Raw genomic sequence first — 16,160 nt, 5'->3', positions numbered from 1 at the left:
GTTAATTGCCGCGCGTGATGCTCAAGCCTTTGAGCAGGCTCAAGGCCTGGCTCAACTGGTAGTCATCGTCTTGCGGCATGGGTTTGGCTTTGGTGCCGGAGCCGGTCGGTTTGTCTGCACCGCCGTTGCCGTTGCCGAGGTGACCTTGCAGGTCGGCCTCTTTGTAGTACTCGTTGTCTTGCTCGCGGGTGATCTTGGCGCGGTTGACTTCGATGTCCGGCACGATGCCCTGGGCCTGAATCGAGCGCCCGTTCGGGGTGTAGTACAGCGCGGTAGTAATTTTCAGTGCGCGGTCGTTGTTCAGTGGCAAGACGGTCTGCACCGAGCCTTTGCCGAAGCTTGGCGTGCCCATGACCACGCCACGCTTTTGATCCTGCAGGGCACCGGCGACGATTTCGGATGCCGAGGCGCTGCCGCCGTTGATCAGCACCACCAGCGGCACGGCTTCGCTCAAGTCTTTGCCGGTGGCCGAGAAGCGCAGTTCGGAGTTTGGCAGGCGGCCTTTGGTGTACACGATCAGGCCTTTTTTGATGAAGTGGTCGACCACTTCAACGGCCGATTGCAGCACGCCGCCCGGGTTGTTACGCAGGTCAAGGATGATGCCCTTGAGCTTCTTGTTGCCGTTTTCTTTGCGCAGTTTGGCCAGCGCCGCGGCGACTTCTTCGCCGGTCTTGACCTGGAACTGGGTAATGCGGATGTAGCCGTAGCCGTCTTCGAGCAATTGCGCTTTGACGCTCTTGACCTGGATATTGGCGCGGGTCAGCGTCACGTCGAACGGCGCACCGCCACCGCGAACCAGGGTCAGGGTGATTTTCTGGCCGACTTTGCCGCGCATTTTGTCCACGGCTTCGGTCATGGTCAGGCCGTTGGTAGGCTGGCCATTGATCTTGACGATAAAGTCGCCCGCCTGGATGCCGGCCTTGCTGGCAGGGGTGTCATCGATCGGCGAGACGATTTTGATATTGCCGTCTTCCGAACCGACTTCGATGCCCAGGCCGCCGAACTCGCCGCTGGTGCTTTCTTGCAGCTCGGCGAAGTCTTCGGGGCCCAGATACGCAGAGTGCGGGTCAAGGTTGCTGAGCATGCCCTTGATGGCGTTCTCTAGCAGGGTCTTGTCGTCTACCGGTTCAACATACGCGGCCTTGATGCGGTCCATGACCTCGGCAAATGTACGCAGCTCTTCCAGCGGCAGTGGTGCCTTGGCGCTGGCAGCGGCCGCAGGCTGAGCGACTGGCTGGGCAGCAAACACCAGGGGTGATCCAATCACCAGAGCGATCGTCAGGGCCAGCGAGTTGAGGCGGGACAAGTGCGGCATGTTGAACGAACTCCTACGTATTAAAGGTGATGGCACTCATCCTTGAGTGCGGCACCATTGTGCAGGGTCGCTGGGGCGGCCCTGCTGACGAATAGCAAAGTACAGCGCTGGTGTGGCTTGCCCACCGCTGTTGCCCACGGTGGAGATCACATCGCCAGCTTTTACAATGTCTCCAGCAGACTTAAGCAGGGTCTGATTGTGGCCATACAAGCTTAAGTAACCGTTACCGTGGTCCAGAATGACCAGTTGCCCGGCGCCGCGCAGCCAGTCGGCAAACACCACCCGACCGCCGTGCACCGCGTGCACCTGGGTGCCCGCATTGGCGCTGATCATCACCCCGTCCCACTTGGCACGGGCGTCATCGCCACGGCTTTCACCGAAGCGGGCAAGCAATCGACCATCAACCGGCCAAGGAAGTTTGCCCCGTGCCTGAGAAAAAGGTCCGCCATAAGAGACGCCCGCACTTGAAACCAAGGCACCTGGGGTGGACTTGACCACTTTGCGCGGGGCGTCGGTAGCCACCGATTCAGCCTCACGCTGGCGTTTCTTTTCGGCTTCTTGCTGCGCGATCAGGGCTTTTTGCCGCGCCTCTTCGGCTTCGCGGGCCTGACGGGCGAGGGTTTCTTCAATGGTCTTGAGGACTTTAGCCAGATCTGCCTGATCCTGCTCGCGAGCTTGTAACTTTTGATCGCGGTTTTTGACGTCGGCGTTGATCTTGGCCAGCACTTGCTGGCGGTCAGCGCGGACTTTGTCGAGTTCGGCGCGCTGGCTGTCCAGGCTGCTTTTTTGTGTCAGCAGTTGTGCCTGTTGGGTGTTGATGTCGGATTCGACATTGGCCAACTGGCGCAGGGTTTCGTTAAACCCTTTGAGCTGGGCCAGACGGGCCTGGCTCAGGTAATCGTAATAGGTGAGGGTTCGGGCGAACTTCTCGGGGTTCTGCTGGTTGAGCAGCAGTTTGAGGTATTCCTGACGGCCACCTTGATACGCGGCCCGGGCTTGAATGGCGATCAGACGTTGCTGTTCAACTTTTGCGCTGTTGAGTTTTTTCTTCTCACTATCAAGGCGCAGCAACTCGCCTTCACTCTTTTTTAGTTCTTGTTGCAGGGCCTCCACCTGCTTTTCCAGCTTGCCGATTTCAGTTTCGGTGCTGCGCAGGTCTTTTTGCGCTCCGGATTTTTCTTCCTGGAGCTTGCCGAGGAGCTTTTTCAGCTCGCCGATGTCCTGACGCGTGGCTTCCAGCTGCTGTTGAGTTTGCGCGCGCTCGTCGGCAAACGCCGGTTGGAGCAAGCATGTGAGGGTCAGAGCTATAAGGGCGCGAAGCATGGGGCGGGCGACACCTGGAGGAACGGGACGGCCTAGTATGCCCGCCAACGTTGTCTATAAGGAATGGATGAAGGTGAAATTGTGGCCTGAATCCGGTGTGCTCAGAACGTTGTAGTCGCTGCCGCAGGCTGCGATAAGGGCCGAAGGCCCTTCAATAAAGCAGGGCCGCTGTGCGCCCCATCGCAGCCTGCGGCAGCGACTACAAGGCGTTTACGCGTCGACCAGGATGCTGGTGCCGGTCATTTCTTTGGGCTGTGGCAGGCCCAGCAGCTTGAGCATGGTCGGTGCGACGTCAGCCAATACACCGCCTTCGCGGACCTTGAGCGCACGCTTGCCGACATAGATGAACGGTACGGGTTCGCAGGTGTGGGCGGTGTGCGCCTGACCGGTGGACTCGTCTTCCATCTGTTCAACGTTGCCGTGGTCGGCGGTGATCAGCGCTTCGCCGCCCACTTTGTCCAGCGCTTCAACGATGCGGCCCACGCAGGCGTCCAGGCATTCAACGGCTTTGACGGCGGCATCGAACACACCGCTGTGGCCGACCATGTCGCCGTTGGCGTAGTTGACCACGATCACGTCGTAGCGCTGGTGCTCGATGGCATCGACGATTTTGTCGGTGACTTCAGGCGCGCTCATTTCTGGTTGCAGGTCGTAGGTCGCGACTTTCGGCGACGGCACCAAAATGCGCTCTTCACCCGGGAACGGCTCTTCGCGGCCACCCGAGAAGAAGAACGTCACGTGGGCGTATTTTTCGGTTTCGGCAATGCGCAGCTGGGTTTTGCCGTTTTTTGCCAGGTAATCGCCAAGCACGTTTTCCAGGCTGCCCGGTGCGAAAGCGCTCGGGGCCGGGATGCTGGCCGCGTATTGGGTCAGCATGACGAAGCCGGCCAGTTTCGGCTGGCGTGCACGTTCGAATTCCTTGAAGCCGTCTTCCACAAACACGCGGGTCAGCTCACGGGCGCGGTCGGCACGGAAGTTCATGAAGACCACGGCGTCGCCGTCTTCAACGGTCACTGGCTCACCAATGGTGGTGGCTTTGACGAACTCATCGCTTTCGTCGCGGGCGTACGCGGCTTCAAGGCCTTGTTGCGCGGTGGCAGCGTTGAACTCGCCTTTGCCGTCGACGATCAGGTTGTAGGCTTGCGCCACACGGTCCCAACGGTTGTCGCGGTCCATGGCGAAGTAACGGCCAATCAGGCTGGCGATACGGCCTTTGCCGAGGGTTTTGAAGGCCTCGTCCAGCAGCTCAATCGACGATGCAGCGCTTTTAGGCGGCGTGTCGCGGCCATCCAGGAAGGCGTGCAGGTAGATTTTTTCAGCGCCGCGTTTAACGGCCAGCTCGGCCATCGCGACCAGGTGGTCCTGGTGGCTGTGAACACCGCCATCCGACAGCAGGCCCATGATGTGCACGGCTTTGCCCGCGCCAACGGCTTTGTCCACGGCTGCGCAAATGGTCGGGTTCTCGAAGAACTCGCCGTCGCGGATCGACTTGGTGACGCGGGTGAAATCCTGATAAACCACGCGCCCGGCGCCGAGGTTCATGTGGCCGACCTCGGAGTTACCCATTTGGCCGTCCGGCAGCCCCACATCCATGCCCGAACCTGAGATCAGGCCGTTTGGCATGCTGGCGGTGAGGCGATCAAGCACAGGTTTTTTGGCTGAATAGACGGCGTTGTAATCGTGACTTTCACTGTGACCGAAGCCATCCAGGATGATCAGGATCAGAGGTTTAGGCGTGGTAGTCATAGATCCCACTCGTGGCGTGGTTAATAGAAGTATCAAGAAGATGCGCAGTTTAAAGCGAAGTTCATGTGGCGTCACCGCCGGGCGGGGTTTGGCGGGCCATGGTGCCTGTGTATACTGGCCCACATTTTCACGCCCTGGAACCTTCTGATGGTTGATCACCTGATTGCATTTGCCACTTCTCACTACCTGCTTGTAGGCGCGTTTGTCATCTTGTTGGCGTTGTTGATCGCCCATGAGGTGAGCCGCGGCGGCCGCAGCGTCAGCACCGGCGAACTGACCGGCCTGGTCAATCGCGACGAAGGCGTGGTGATTGATATTCGCCCTGCCAAAGACTTTGCTGCCGGCCACATTGTTGGTGCGCTGAACATTCCGCAAGACAAACTGATGGCGCGCATTGCCGAACTGGACAAGCACAAGGGCAAGACCCTGATCCTGGTGGATGCGGCTGGTCAACACTCCGGCACGCACGCACGCGAACTGCTCAAGGCCGGCTACAACGCCGCCAAGCTGTCCGGTGGTATTGCGACCTGGCGTGCAGATAACCTCCCAGTGGTGAAGTAACTATGTCCAAGGTCATCGTATATTCCAGCGACTATTGCCCTTACTGCATGCGAGCCAAGGCTTTGCTGGAGAAAAAGGGTGTTGCCTTCGAAGAAATCAAAGTCGACGGCAAACCTCAAGTTCGTGCAGAAATGACCCAAAAGGCAGGTCGTACTTCCGTTCCGCAAATCTGGATCGGCGACCGGCATGTGGGTGGATGCGATGACCTGTTTGCGCTCGAACGCGCAGGTAAATTGGATGCGCTGCTGAACGTCTGACTCTCATTCTCTAAAGCCCCAAGATGATCAAGGATCTGTGATGACTGACCAACAGAACACCGCTGCTGTTAGCGACGAAGACACTGCTCCACAATTCTCCCTGCAGCGTATTTACGTACGTGACCTGTCGTTTGAAGCGCCGAAAAGCCCGGCCATCTTCCGTCAGCAGTGGGAGCCGAGCGTTGCTTTGGACCTCAACACCCGCCAAAAGCCACTGGAAGGCGACTTCTTTGAAGTGGTTCTGACCTTGTCGGTCACCGTGAAAAACGCTGAAGAAGTGGCGTTTATTGCTGAAGTTCAGCAGGCTGGCATCTTCCTGATCAAAAACCTTGATCAAGCTTCGATGAGCCACACCCTGGGCGCGTTCTGCCCGAACCTGCTGTTCCCGTATGCCCGCGAAACTCTGGACAGCCTGGTGGTTCGTGGTTCGTTCCCGGCGTTGATGCTGGCTCCGGTGAACTTCGATGCTCTGTACGCTCAAGAGCTGCAGCGCATGCAAGAAGAAGGTAGCGCGACTGTTCAGTAAACAGCGCCCCGCCCATAAAAAAAGCGCCTGAATGGCGCTTTTTTTATGGGCAACGTTGTATCCGCGGCTACTTAAACCCCAACTGGCGCCAGGCTTCGTAAACGGCCACGGCCACGGTGTTGGACAGGTTCAGGCTGCGGCAGCCTTCGCGCATGGGCAGGCGCAGGCGGTGGTCGCTGTCTTGTGCGTCGAGCACCTCAGGCGGCAGGCCACGGCTTTCAGGGCCGAAGATAAAGGCGTCGCCTTCAGCAAACTGCACATCGTGGAACGGCCGCGAGCCTTTGGTGGTAAAAGCGAACAGGCGCGGATGGCCCAGGCTTTCCAGGCAACTGGCCAGGTCGGCATGGCGCTTGAGCGGCGCGTACTCGTGGTAATCCAGACCTGCCCGGCGCAAGCGCTTGTCGTCCAGCTCAAAACCGATAGGCTCGATCAAGTGCAGGTGGCAGCCGCTGTTGGCGCAGAGCCTGATAATGTTGCCGGTATTCGGCGGAATTTCTGGTTGAAAAAGGATGACGTGAAACATGCACGGCTCCGAATATAAAGATGGGCAGCATTCTACGCCTGATGAGGACCCAAGGCCGAAACTATGGCCAAGGGTTTTAGGTTCTTTAGCGATAGTCGGTGTGATGGTCGGGATGATGATCGGCCGTTTGACGATGCCTGAGCCGACTGAGCTGCAGCAGATAGAGGTCCAGCCGCAGGGTTTAGTGGTGTGGTTTAACCACGAGCCCAAGCTGCACGGCGAATGGGTAGACGGCACCCTCGGGCTGTTATTCGCGGCCAAGGGCCAGCCGCAAAACGGCCAGCTTAAGGTGAACGGTAGGGATGTGAATTGGCGGGTGAGTCGCACCGATGCGGGTGTGATGCTGACCCTGGTGGCGGCCCGCGCCTTGAAGGGCGACTGGGCCGGTGCGCCGCAGGATGGGCGCTGGCGGCTGCAGGTGAACCTGCAAGAGTAATAAAAGAGGGAGTCCCGGCCTGCCTGTACCAGGCTCCCCAAAAGCGTTGAACGCGTTGATGCGGGTGGCATCAAGGCTGCGGTGTAAAAGAAGGGAGTCCCGGCCTGCCTGTACCGGGTTCCCTAAAAGCGTTGTGCGCGTTGATGCAGATGGCATCAAGGCTGCGGTGTAAAAGTGGGGAGTCCTGGCCTGCCTGTACCAAGGTCCCCTAAACCGGTGTTGCTTAGGTAACAGGGTTATTGCAGGGCGCGTGCCAGTTTTGTTTTTTGGCTGTTATTTTCTTTGCATAGACGCAAAAGCCCCGTAATCCGGGGCTTTTGTGTGTAAGGCGGGTGTGTTGAGTGCCGCAGGTTAGAGGCTTTGGGGTATGCAGTGCACAGAAGTGGGGCGAGATGCATACGAGTGGTGCGGTGTTCATAAACATGTAGGAGCGAGCTTGTCTCGCGATCTTTTAAAAGATCAAAAGATCGCGAGGCAAGCTCGCTCCTACAGTTAACGGCGTTTAAGCGTCGTCGCCGTCATCCTCGTCGCCGTCGATTTTCATGCCCAGCTCTTTGATCTTGCGGGTCAGGGTGTTGCGGCCCCAGCCCAGCAACACGGCGGCATCGCGGCGGCGGCCAGCGGTGTGTTTGAGGGCCGTCTCGATCATGATGCGTTCAAAGGTCGGCACCGCGCTGTCGAGCAGGCTCGACTGGCCACGGCCCAGCGCCTGATCGGCCCATTGACGCAACGCTTGCTCCCAGTTGGTCACCGGCGACGCGTCTTGATGCAGGTTCAGCAACTCGGGGGGCAAGTCGCTGATGTGCACTTCGCGGCCCGAAGCCATTACCGTGATCCAGCGGCAGGTGTTTTCGAGCTGGCGCACGTTGCCTGGCCACGGCAGGTTTCGCAGGTATTGCTCGGTTTCGGCTTTCAGCAGTTTTGGCTCGACCGACAGCTCTTGCGCCGCGCTGCTGAGAAAGTGCCGCGCCAGCGTCGGGATGTCTTCGCGACGATCTGACAAACGCGGAATATGGATGCGGATGACGTTCAGGCGGTGGAACAAGTCTTCACGGAACTTGCCGGCCTGCACCAGGGTTTCGAGGTTTTGGTGGGTCGCGGCAATGATGCGCACGTCGACCTTGACCGGAATATGCCCGCCCACCCGGTAGAACTCGCCATCGGCCAGCACGCGCAGAAGGCGCGTCTGGGTGTCGGCTGGCATGTCGCCGATTTCGTCGAGGAACAATGTACCGCCGTCGGCTTGTTCAAAGCGCCCGCGTCGCAGGTTGGCCGCACCAGTAAAGGCGCCTTTTTCGTGGCCGAACAGCTCGGACTCCATCAGGTCCTTGGGGATCGCCGCCATGTTCAACGCAATAAAGGGCGAAGCCGCCCGCGGGCTGTGGCGATGCAGGGCGTGGGCCACCAGCTCTTTACCGGTGCCGGACTCGCCGTTGATCAGCACGGTGATGTTGGAGTGGCTGAGGCGACCAATGGCGCGAAACACCTCCTGCATCGCCGGCGCTTCGCCAATGATCTCGGGGGTGGGGGCCGCTGCAGGCGCCACGGCCAGGCCTTGTTGCTCCTGGGCATGCTGGTTGGCACGCTTGACCAGCGACACGGCCTCGTCAACGTCAAACGGCTTGGGCAGGTATTCAAACGCGCCGCCCTGATATGAGGCGACAGCGCTGTCCAGGTCGGAATGAGCGGTCATGATGATCACGGGCAGGCGCGGGTGCTGTGCGCGGATCTTGGCCAGCAGGTCGAGGCCGCTGGCGCCCGGCATGCGGATGTCAGAAATGATCACGTCCGGCTGCTGGCGAGCCAGGCGGCTCATTACCCCATCGGCGCTGTCGAAGCTCTGCGTGGTCATGCCTTCCTGTTGCAAGGCTTTTTCCAGGACCCAACGGATTGAACGGTCGTCGTCGACGATCCACACGGTTTCACTTCGGCTCATGTCGATGCGGCTCCTTGTTCCAGTGGTAGAAAGATCGAGAAGAGTGTGTGGCCGGGCTGGCTTTCACACTCGATCAATCCCTGGTGCTGACTAATGATGTTCTGGGTGATGGCAAGACCCAGCCCGGTGCCATCCGGGCGTCCGCTGACCATCGGAAAGAAGAGGGTGTCTTGCAGCTCAGGCGGGATGCCCGGGCCGTTGTCGATGATTTCAATTTTGGTCACCAGCCGGTGGCGCACATGGCCGATGGTGAACTGACGCATGGCCCGGGTACGCAAGGTGATGCGGCCCAAACGCAGCTCGTTTTGGGCGCTGATGGCCTGCATCGCGTTGCGCACAATATTGAGCACGGCCTGGATCATTTGTTCACGGTCGATCAACAGGTCAGGCAGGCTCGGGTCGTAATCGCGCACCAGGGTGATGTCGCCCTGGGTCTCGGCTTCGACCAGATTGCACACGCGTTCGAGCACTTCGTGCACGTTGGTCATGGCCAGCGACGGCAGCTTGTTGGAGCCCAGCATGCGGTCCACCAGGTTACGCAGGCGGTCGGCTTCTTCGATGATGACGTTGGTGTAGTCGCGCAGGTTTTCATCGGGCAACTGGCGCGCCAACAGTTGCGCCGCGCCGCGAATACCGCCCAGCGGGTTTTTGATTTCGTGAGCCAGGCCGCGCACCAGCATCTTGCTGGTTTCTTGCTTGGACAACTGCGCTTCCTCTTTGGTGATGCGCAGCAGCCGGTCCCTTGGGTGCACTTCGAGCAACAGCATGGTGCCTGCGGTGCTCAAGATTGGCGTGACCGCGTAATCGACGGTCAGGGTCTGGCCTGTGGCAGAGGTCAGCAACGCTTCGCGCTTGGTAAACGGGTGCGCTTGCTCAACAGCCAGACGTAGCGATTGCAGGGCCTCGGTGGTCTCGGTGAACAGTTCGCTGATGAATTGCCCATGGCTGCGCTGCCCGCTGATGGCCAGCAGCATTTCCGCCGCCGGGTTCATGTACTCAAGACGCAGAGCGTCATTGAGCAACAACGTGGCGGTGGTCAGGTTGTCGAGTAACAGTCGGTGCAGGGCATCACTGATGGTCATGGGCCGATCCCGGATTGCGTGCGCGGGTGAGGCGCTGGTGCAAGGAAAATGCAAAAAACAAACCAAGGCTCCGAAAAGAAGCGCTAATTGCCTGAAATAAGGACTTGGAGGCCGTCTGGATCGCGTACCGGCTCGGTCAATGAGGCTTTTTGAACCAAAGTGGGCTGGTAACGGCGTCATCGTGCAGCTCTTGCACCAATATAGTGCAACTTGGCTGAATAGATTCAGTTTCTCTCAAAAGCGCCGATGTTCGGGTTTGCGGGGGGAGGAGGCGGGGGTGTGGCAGTTGGAAAACGATGGGCGGGTTCTTGCTCGGGCAGCAGGTGTTGTGGGTTGTCGACGGGGATAATTGCCACGGCAGGTTGGCGGTTAAGGGGTGCCAGTGTCATCGGTGTGTTGTTGGACGGCTCATGAGGTGTGTTGCTGTAGTGAGTCGTGCCGTGATCGTCGAGGTGTTTGTACACCTGCGCGCTCGCAGGCTGCGCGAGCACGCAGAGGCTTATAAAAAAGTAGCGCACCAGCCGATTACTGCGACAGTGGCATGCCCTTACCGCCCGCATAGAACACGATCAGCTCAACGGGCTGGTTACCGCTGGTTCCACGATGTTCTGTTTGCACCACTTCGGGCAACACCTGGCCGGGCTTGAGCAACAGTTTGTGTTTGCCGTCCCGGGTTTCTACAAATAGTTCGCCCGACAGCACGTAAGCCACGTTGGGCATGGGGTGCGTGTGCCAACCGAGTGCAGTGTTGGCCGGGATGATGATTTTAAGAACGGTGATTTCAGGCGAGCCAAGAGGATAGGGGGCGTAAGGTGTACCATCCCAGGAATCGCTGGTTTTGATCAATTGCTCGACTGTGACGCCTGGCGTTTTGCTGGTGCATCCCAATAACGTCAGGCAGGCCAGTGATAGCAGCAGGGCTTTTATTTTAAGAGTGAGCGTCATGTCGGCGTCCGTAGGGTGAGTTGCCTCAAACTACAGATCGCGCTCTAAAGTGGCTGTCAGGCGCAGGAGATATGTTCTGCGAGTTTGCGCGTATTGCCGTAAGACGTTTCGCATAAAAAAGGCCTCCCGAAGGAGGCCTTTCACATCACGCCGCTAGCGCGGGTGAGTCTGGATTAGCAGCTGTAGTACAGCTCGTATTCCAGTGGGTGTACGAAGGTACGTACTTTGATTTCTTCTTCGCTTTTCAGGGCGATGTAAGCGTCGATGAAGTCGTCGCTGAAAACGCCGCCTTTGGTCAGGAACGCACGACCTTTGTCCAGCTCTTCCAGGGCTTCTTTCAGGCTGCCGCACACTTGTGGGATCTGCTTGGCTTCTTCTGGCGGCAGGTCATACAGGTTTTTGTCAGCAGCATCGCCAGGGTGGATCTTGTTCTGGATGCCGTCCAGGCCAGCCATCAACAGTGCGGCGAAGCACAGGTACGGGTTGGCAGCCGGGTCCGGGAAACGTGCTTCGATACGGCGAGCTTTAGGGCTGGACACGTAAGGAATACGGATCGAAGCGGAGCGGTTACGCGCCGAGTAAGCCAGCATTACTGGGGCTTCGAAGCCTGGCACCAGACGCTTGTAAGAGTTGGTTGCCGGGTTGGTGAAGCCGTTCAGGGCCTTACCGTGCTTGATGATGCCGCCGATGAAGTACAGAGCGGTGTCGGACAGGCCGGCATAGCCTTCGCCTGCGAAGGTGTTCTTGCCATCTTTCCAGATGGACATGTGAACGTGCATGCCCGAGCCGTTATCGCCATACAGAGGCTTAGGCATGAAGGTCGCGGTGCGGCCGTATGCATCGGCAACGTTGTGCACGACGTACTTCAGGGTCTGGGTTTCGTCGGCTTTCTTCACCAGGGTGTTGAACTTGACGCCGATTTCGTTCTGGCCGGCAGTCGCCACTTCGTGGTGGTGAACTTCAACGGTCAGGCCCATTTCTTCCAGTGCGCTGCACATGGAGGTACGGATTTCGTGGTCGTGGTCGAACGGTGGCACCGGGAAGTAGCCGCCTTTAACGCCTGGACGGTGACCTTTGTTGCCGCCTTCGACGTCCTGGTCGGACATCCACGAACCTTGCTCGGAGTAGATTTTGAACATCGAGCCGGAGATGTCCGACTTGAATTTAACCGAGTCAAAGATGAAGAACTCTGGCTCCGGGCCAGCGAATACGGTGTCGCCGATGCCGGTCGCTTTCAGGTGCTCTTCAGCGCGCTTGGCGATTGCACGTGGGTCACGGTCGTAACCCTGCATGCTCGAAGGTTCGATGATGTCGCACACCAGGATCAGCGTAGGCTGCTCGGTGAACGGGTCCAGAACAGCCGTGCTGTCGTCTGGCAGCAGGATCATGTCGGACGCTTCGATGCCTTTCCAGCCAGCAATGGAGGAACCGTCGAACATTTTGCCGTCGGTGAAGAAGTCTTCGTCCAACGCATCACGGGCCGGCATGGTCACGTGATGTTGTGTGCCCTTGGTGTCAGTGAAGCGCAGATCAATCCATTTAACGTCATGATCTTTGATGAGTTGAACCGACTTCGACATAGTGTCCTCCGGGGTGGCTTAGGGCTGGTAGTGGAGTAGCCCTTTAAATGTGGTTGATGCCGGCGCGAATACTCGGCCAAGGCAACCTGCCTCACAAGGGAGCAAATTGCATGCCAGTGCCCCGACTTGCCCCAATCTCAAGCAGGGCAGCCCACAAGACTACGGATTCACGGCCCTAATCGCACTCAAATGAAGCGAAATAAGTGCTTTATGAACCATTTTGGTGCGATGAAAACCGTTTGTACGATAACTGGTTAAACCTTGAGCAATTTCCGCTATAATCCGCGCCCCCCTTTTTTGGCAGGCTGCTCGCGCGCTGTTTTCATGAAACTAATTGTTAAAGTCTTCCCCGAGATCACTATCAAGAGCCGCCCGGTTCGGATGCGTTTCGTCCGTCAATTGGCTAAAAATATCCGTGCTGTGCTCCGCGATCTGGACCCGGCCGTGGTAGTGACAGGCGTGTGGGACAACATTGAGTTGCAAACCCGTGTGAGCGACCCCAAAGCCTTGAAGGAGATGACCGAGCGCCTGAGCTGCATGCCGGGCATCGCGCACTTCCTGCAAGTCGACGAGTACCCGCTGGGCGACTTCGATGACATCGTTGAAAAGTGCAAACTGCACTACGGCGATGTACTGGCCGGCAAAATCTTTTCAGTGCGTTGCAAGCGCGGCGGCAAGCACCCATTTACCTCGATGGAAGTCGAGAAATACGTCGGCAGCAAGCTGCGACGTGAATGCGGCGCGGCCGGTATTGACCTGAAAAATCCGGAAATCGAAGTCCGTTTCGAAATTCGCGACCAACGGTTGTTTGTGATTCACAGCCAGCACGACAGCATTGGCGGCTTCCCGCTGGGATCGCTGGAGCAGACCCTGGTGTTGATGTCCGGTGGTTTCGACTCCACCGTGGCGGCTTACCAGATCATGCGTCGCGGCCTGATGAGCCACTTCTGCTTTTTCAACCTCGGCGGGCGTGCTCACGAATTGGGCGTGATGGAAGTCGCGCACTATATCTGGAAGAAGTACGGCAGCTCGCAGCGCGTGCTGTTTGTGAGCGTTCCGTTTGAAGAAGTGCTGGGTGAAATTCTCGGCAAAGTCGACAACAGTCATATGGGCGTCATTTTGAAGCGTATGATGTTGCGCGCTGCGTCCCGTATTGCGGACCGCCTCGAAATTGATGCACTGGTCACCGGTGAAGCGATTTCCCAGGTGTCCAGCCAGACCTTGCCTAACCTGTCGGTGATCGACTGCGTGACCGACAAGCTGGTTTTGCGTCCGCTGATCGCCAGCCACAAGCAAGACATCATTGATCAGGCGAACGAGATCGGCACTGCCGATTTTGCCAAGCACATGCCTGAATATTGCGGGGTGATTTCGGTCAACCCCAAGACCCACGCCAAGCGTCCGCGTGTGGAGTACGAAGAACAACAGTTTGATATGGCCGTGCTTGAGCGTGCGCTTGAGCGGGCCAAACTGGTGCCGATCGATCGAGTGATCGACGAATTGGGCCAGGACTTGCAAGTCGAAGAGGTCAGCGAAGTGCTGGCGGGCCAGATCGTCATCGACATCCGTCACCCGGATGCCCAAGAGGATCAACCGCTGGAACTGGCTGGCATCGAAGTACAAGCGTTGCCGTTCTATGCATTGAACAGCCGCTTCAAGGAACTGGATGAAACACGTCAGTACCTGTTGTATTGCGACAAAGGCGTGATGAGTCGCCTGCATGCTCACCATTTGCTCAGTGAGGGACATGCCAATGTGCGCGTTTATCGACCGAGCTAAGAGCCCGGGGCTGTTTGCCTGTGGCCTGCGTCACCGGCCCCCCGACGCCACCGTCAAGTTGTAACGGCAAGGCCTGACTCTACTGTTAATCGCTGCCACGACCTGTCAGCACACCGAATCCTCTGATCGAGATACACAAGTGATCGAAAATCTACGTAACATCGCCATCATCGCCCACGTTGACCATGGTAAAACCACCCTGGTAGACAAACTCTTGCGCCAATCCGGCACTCTGGAGCGCGGCGAGCTCAACGACGAGCGCGTGATGGACTCCAACGACCAGGAGAAAGAGCGCGGTATTACCATTCTGGCGAAAAACACCGCCATCAACTGGAACGGCTACCACATCAACATCGTGGACACCCCGGGCCACGCCGACTTCGGCGGTGAAGTAGAACGCGTAATGTCGATGGTTGACTCCGTTCTGCTGCTGGTTGACGCTCAAGACGGCCCTATGCCGCAAACCCGTTTCGTGACCAAAAAGGCCTTCGAAGCCGGCCTGCGTCCAATCGTGGTTATCAACAAGGTTGACCGTCCGGGCGCGCGTCCTGATTGGGTTCTGGACCAGATCTTCGATCTGTTCGACAACCTGGGTGCTACCGAAGAACAGCTGGACTTCAAAGTGGTTTACGCCTCTGCCCTGAACGGTATTGCTGGTCTTGACCACACCGACATGGCTGAAGACATGACCCCGCTGTACCAGTCGATCGTCGACAACGTACCTGCGCCAGCTGTAGACCGTGACGGTCCGTTCCAGATGCAAATCTCGGCACTGGACTACAACAGCTTCCTGGGCATTATCGGTGTTGGCCGTATCGCTCGTGGTCGCGTCAAGCCGAACACTCCGGTTGTAGCGATCGACGCTGACGGCAAGCGCCGCAACGGTCGTATCCTGAAGCTGATGGGTCACCACGGTCTGCACCGTGTAGACGTTGAAGAAGCTGCAGCAGGCGACATCGTTTGCATCAGCGGTATGGACTCGCTGTTCATCTCCGACACCCTGTGCGACCCGCTGAACGTTGAAGCGATGAAGCCGTTGACCGTTGACGAGCCAACCGTTTCCATGACCTTCCAGGTAAACGACTCGCCATTCTGCGGTAAAGAAGGCAAGTTCGTGACTTCCCGTAACATCAAGGAACGTCTGGACAAAGAGCTGCTGTACAACGTTGCTCTGCGCGTTGAAGAAGGCGACTCGGCTGACAAGTTCAAGGTTTCTGGCCGTGGTGAGCTGCACCTGTCGGTACTGATCGAAACCATGCGTCGTGAAGGCTTCGAAATGGGCGTTGGCCGTCCAGAAGTGATCATCCGTCTGGTTGACGGCGTGAAGCACGAACCGTTCGAAAACGTCACCATCGACCTGCCAGAAGAATCTCAGGGCAAGGTGATGGAAGAGATGGGTCTGCGTAAAGGCGACCTGACCAACATGGTGCCGGATGGTAAAGGCCGTGTTCGTCTGGAATACAACATCCCTGCTCGTGGTCTGATCGGTTTCCGTAACCAGTTCCTGACCCTGACCAACGGTGCTGGTATCCTGACCTCGATCTTCGACCGTTACGACGTGATGAAGTCGGGCCAAATGTCTGGCCGTCAGAACGGTGTTCTGGTTTCGGTTGAAACTGGCAAGGCACTGACTTACTCCCTGGAAACTCTGCAAGCACGCGGCAAGCTGTTTGTTGAGCACGGTCAAGAGATCTACAACGGTCAAATCGTTGGTCTGAACAGCCGTGACACCGACATGGGCGTTAACCCTACCAAGGGCAAGAAGCTCGACAACATGCGTGCTTCGGGTAAAGACGAAACCATCGCTCTGGTTCCGCCTGTTCGCTTCACTCTGGAACAAGCACTGGAATTCATCCAGGACGACGAGCTGTGTGAAGTGACTCCTAAGTCCATCCGTCTTCGTAAGAAGATCCTGGACGAAGGCGAGCGTACCCGCGCTGCTAAAAAGGCCAAAAACTAAGTTAATTAGTTAGCGGTTACAAAAACGCCCCCGACCTTGCGGTCGGGGGCGTTTTTTTATATCCGGGGTTTGTGTAACGGCTGACATCTAGTGTGGGAGCGGGCTTGCTCGCGATGGCATCACCGCGTTGATTGAGCAAAGTCTGCGTTGCCTGCATCGCGAGCAAGCCCGCTCCCACAAAATGGCTTGAG

Annotated in this window: 15 protein-coding genes; 6 read left to right on the top strand and 9 right to left on the bottom strand. The window is 57.9% G+C overall.

Translation table 11 applies throughout. The features are described from left to right. Nucleotide 1 precedes the first annotated feature (1 nt). From GHO25_RS10125 to gpmI, 3 genes are all read right to left on the bottom strand, one after another. Nucleotides 2-1,315, bottom strand: a complete 1,314-nt coding sequence (locus tag GHO25_RS10125) for a S41 family peptidase (RefSeq protein ID WP_048366788.1) — start codon at nucleotides 1,313-1,315, stop codon at nucleotides 2-4. Nucleotides 1,316-1,351: 36 nt separating this feature from the next. Next, nucleotides 1,352-2,638, bottom strand: a complete 1,287-nt coding sequence (locus GHO25_RS10120; RefSeq protein ID WP_048366787.1) for a murein hydrolase activator EnvC — start codon at nucleotides 2,636-2,638, stop codon at nucleotides 1,352-1,354. 210 nt (nucleotides 2,639-2,848) lie between these two features. Continuing rightward, nucleotides 2,849-4,384, bottom strand: a complete 1,536-nt coding sequence (gene gpmI, locus GHO25_RS10115; RefSeq protein ID WP_153390715.1) for a 2,3-bisphosphoglycerate-independent phosphoglycerate mutase — start codon at nucleotides 4,382-4,384, stop codon at nucleotides 2,849-2,851. 147 nt (nucleotides 4,385-4,531) lie between these two features. Here gpmI and GHO25_RS10110 point away from each other — a divergent pair, with 147 nt between their 5' ends. Genes GHO25_RS10110 through secB form a run of 3 tightly spaced genes read left to right on the top strand, consistent with a single transcriptional unit; the run spans nucleotide 4,532 to nucleotide 5,728 of the window. Further along, a complete protein-coding gene (locus GHO25_RS10110; RefSeq protein WP_048366785.1) occupies nucleotides 4,532-4,945 on the top strand; it encodes a rhodanese-like domain-containing protein in 414 nt (137 codons plus the stop codon). A gap of 2 nt (nucleotides 4,946-4,947) precedes the next feature. Beyond that, a complete protein-coding gene (grxC, locus tag GHO25_RS10105) occupies nucleotides 4,948-5,202 on the top strand; it encodes a glutaredoxin 3 (protein WP_048386465.1) in 255 nt (84 codons plus the stop codon). A 40-nt stretch (nucleotides 5,203-5,242) separates the two neighbouring features. After that, nucleotides 5,243-5,728, top strand: a complete 486-nt coding sequence (gene secB, locus GHO25_RS10100) for a protein-export chaperone SecB (RefSeq protein WP_048366783.1) — start codon at nucleotides 5,243-5,245, stop codon at nucleotides 5,726-5,728. Nucleotides 5,729-5,795: 67 nt separating this feature from the next. Here secB and trmL read toward each other — a convergent pair whose 3' ends face one another. Beyond that, nucleotides 5,796-6,251, bottom strand: coding sequence for a tRNA (uridine(34)/cytosine(34)/5-carboxymethylaminomethyluridine(34)-2'-O)-methyltransferase TrmL (trmL, locus tag GHO25_RS10095; RefSeq protein ID WP_048366782.1), 456 nt, complete (start codon nucleotides 6,249-6,251; stop codon nucleotides 5,796-5,798). Here trmL and GHO25_RS10090 point away from each other — a divergent pair. Beyond that, nucleotides 6,250-6,687: a hypothetical protein gene (locus GHO25_RS10090; protein ID WP_153390714.1), complete on the top strand. Its 438-nt coding sequence runs from the start codon at nucleotides 6,250-6,252 to the stop codon at nucleotides 6,685-6,687. The two genes, trmL and GHO25_RS10090, sit on opposite strands and share 2 nt — an antisense overlap. 502 nt (nucleotides 6,688-7,189) lie before the next feature. Here the strand turns inward: GHO25_RS10090 and ntrC are convergent. From ntrC to glnA, 5 genes are all read right to left on the bottom strand, one after another. Next, nucleotides 7,190-8,623, bottom strand: a complete 1,434-nt coding sequence (gene ntrC, locus GHO25_RS10085; RefSeq protein ID WP_048366780.1) for a nitrogen regulation protein NR(I) — start codon at nucleotides 8,621-8,623, stop codon at nucleotides 7,190-7,192. Further along, nucleotides 8,620-9,705 (bottom strand): nitrogen regulation protein NR(II), encoded by a 1,086-nt coding sequence (gene glnL, locus GHO25_RS10080; RefSeq protein ID WP_048386461.1) that lies wholly within the window; start codon nucleotides 9,703-9,705, stop codon nucleotides 8,620-8,622. Before glnL ends, ntrC begins: the two co-directional genes overlap by 4 nt. 224 nt (nucleotides 9,706-9,929) lie before the next feature. Beyond that, nucleotides 9,930-10,265, bottom strand: a complete 336-nt coding sequence (locus tag GHO25_RS26880) for a DUF4124 domain-containing protein (RefSeq protein WP_153390713.1) — start codon at nucleotides 10,263-10,265, stop codon at nucleotides 9,930-9,932. Further along, on the bottom strand, nucleotides 10,231-10,650 hold the full coding sequence (locus GHO25_RS10070; RefSeq protein WP_153390712.1) for a cupin domain-containing protein: 420 nt from the start codon (nucleotides 10,648-10,650) through the stop codon (nucleotides 10,231-10,233). Before GHO25_RS10070 ends, GHO25_RS26880 begins: the two co-directional genes overlap by 35 nt. A gap of 173 nt (nucleotides 10,651-10,823) precedes the next feature. Further along, nucleotides 10,824-12,230 carry a type I glutamate--ammonia ligase gene (gene glnA, locus GHO25_RS10065; protein WP_048386455.1) on the bottom strand — a complete coding sequence of 469 codons (1,407 nt, stop codon included), beginning with the start codon at nucleotides 12,228-12,230 and terminating at the stop codon, nucleotides 10,824-10,826. A gap of 324 nt (nucleotides 12,231-12,554) precedes the next feature. Between glnA and thiI the strand changes: the two genes are divergently transcribed. Both thiI and typA read left to right on the top strand, forming a co-directional pair. After that, the gene (gene thiI / locus GHO25_RS10060) at nucleotides 12,555-14,009 is read left to right on the top strand and encodes a tRNA uracil 4-sulfurtransferase ThiI (protein ID WP_048366776.1); all 1,455 of its coding nucleotides are present in this window, start codon (nucleotides 12,555-12,557) and stop codon (nucleotides 14,007-14,009) included. Between the two features lie 139 nt (nucleotides 14,010-14,148). Beyond that, a complete protein-coding gene (gene typA, locus GHO25_RS10055; protein ID WP_048366775.1) occupies nucleotides 14,149-15,969 on the top strand; it encodes a translational GTPase TypA in 1,821 nt (606 codons plus the stop codon). Nucleotides 15,970-16,160 lie beyond the last annotated feature (191 nt).

It is taken from the genome of Pseudomonas sp. FSL R10-1350 (assembly GCF_009600525.1).
Taxonomy (GTDB): Bacteria; Pseudomonadota; Gammaproteobacteria; order Pseudomonadales; family Pseudomonadaceae; genus Aquipseudomonas; species Aquipseudomonas helleri.
The sequence above is the reverse complement of the archived record's forward strand: the minus strand, read 5'-3'. Positions and strand labels throughout refer to the sequence as shown.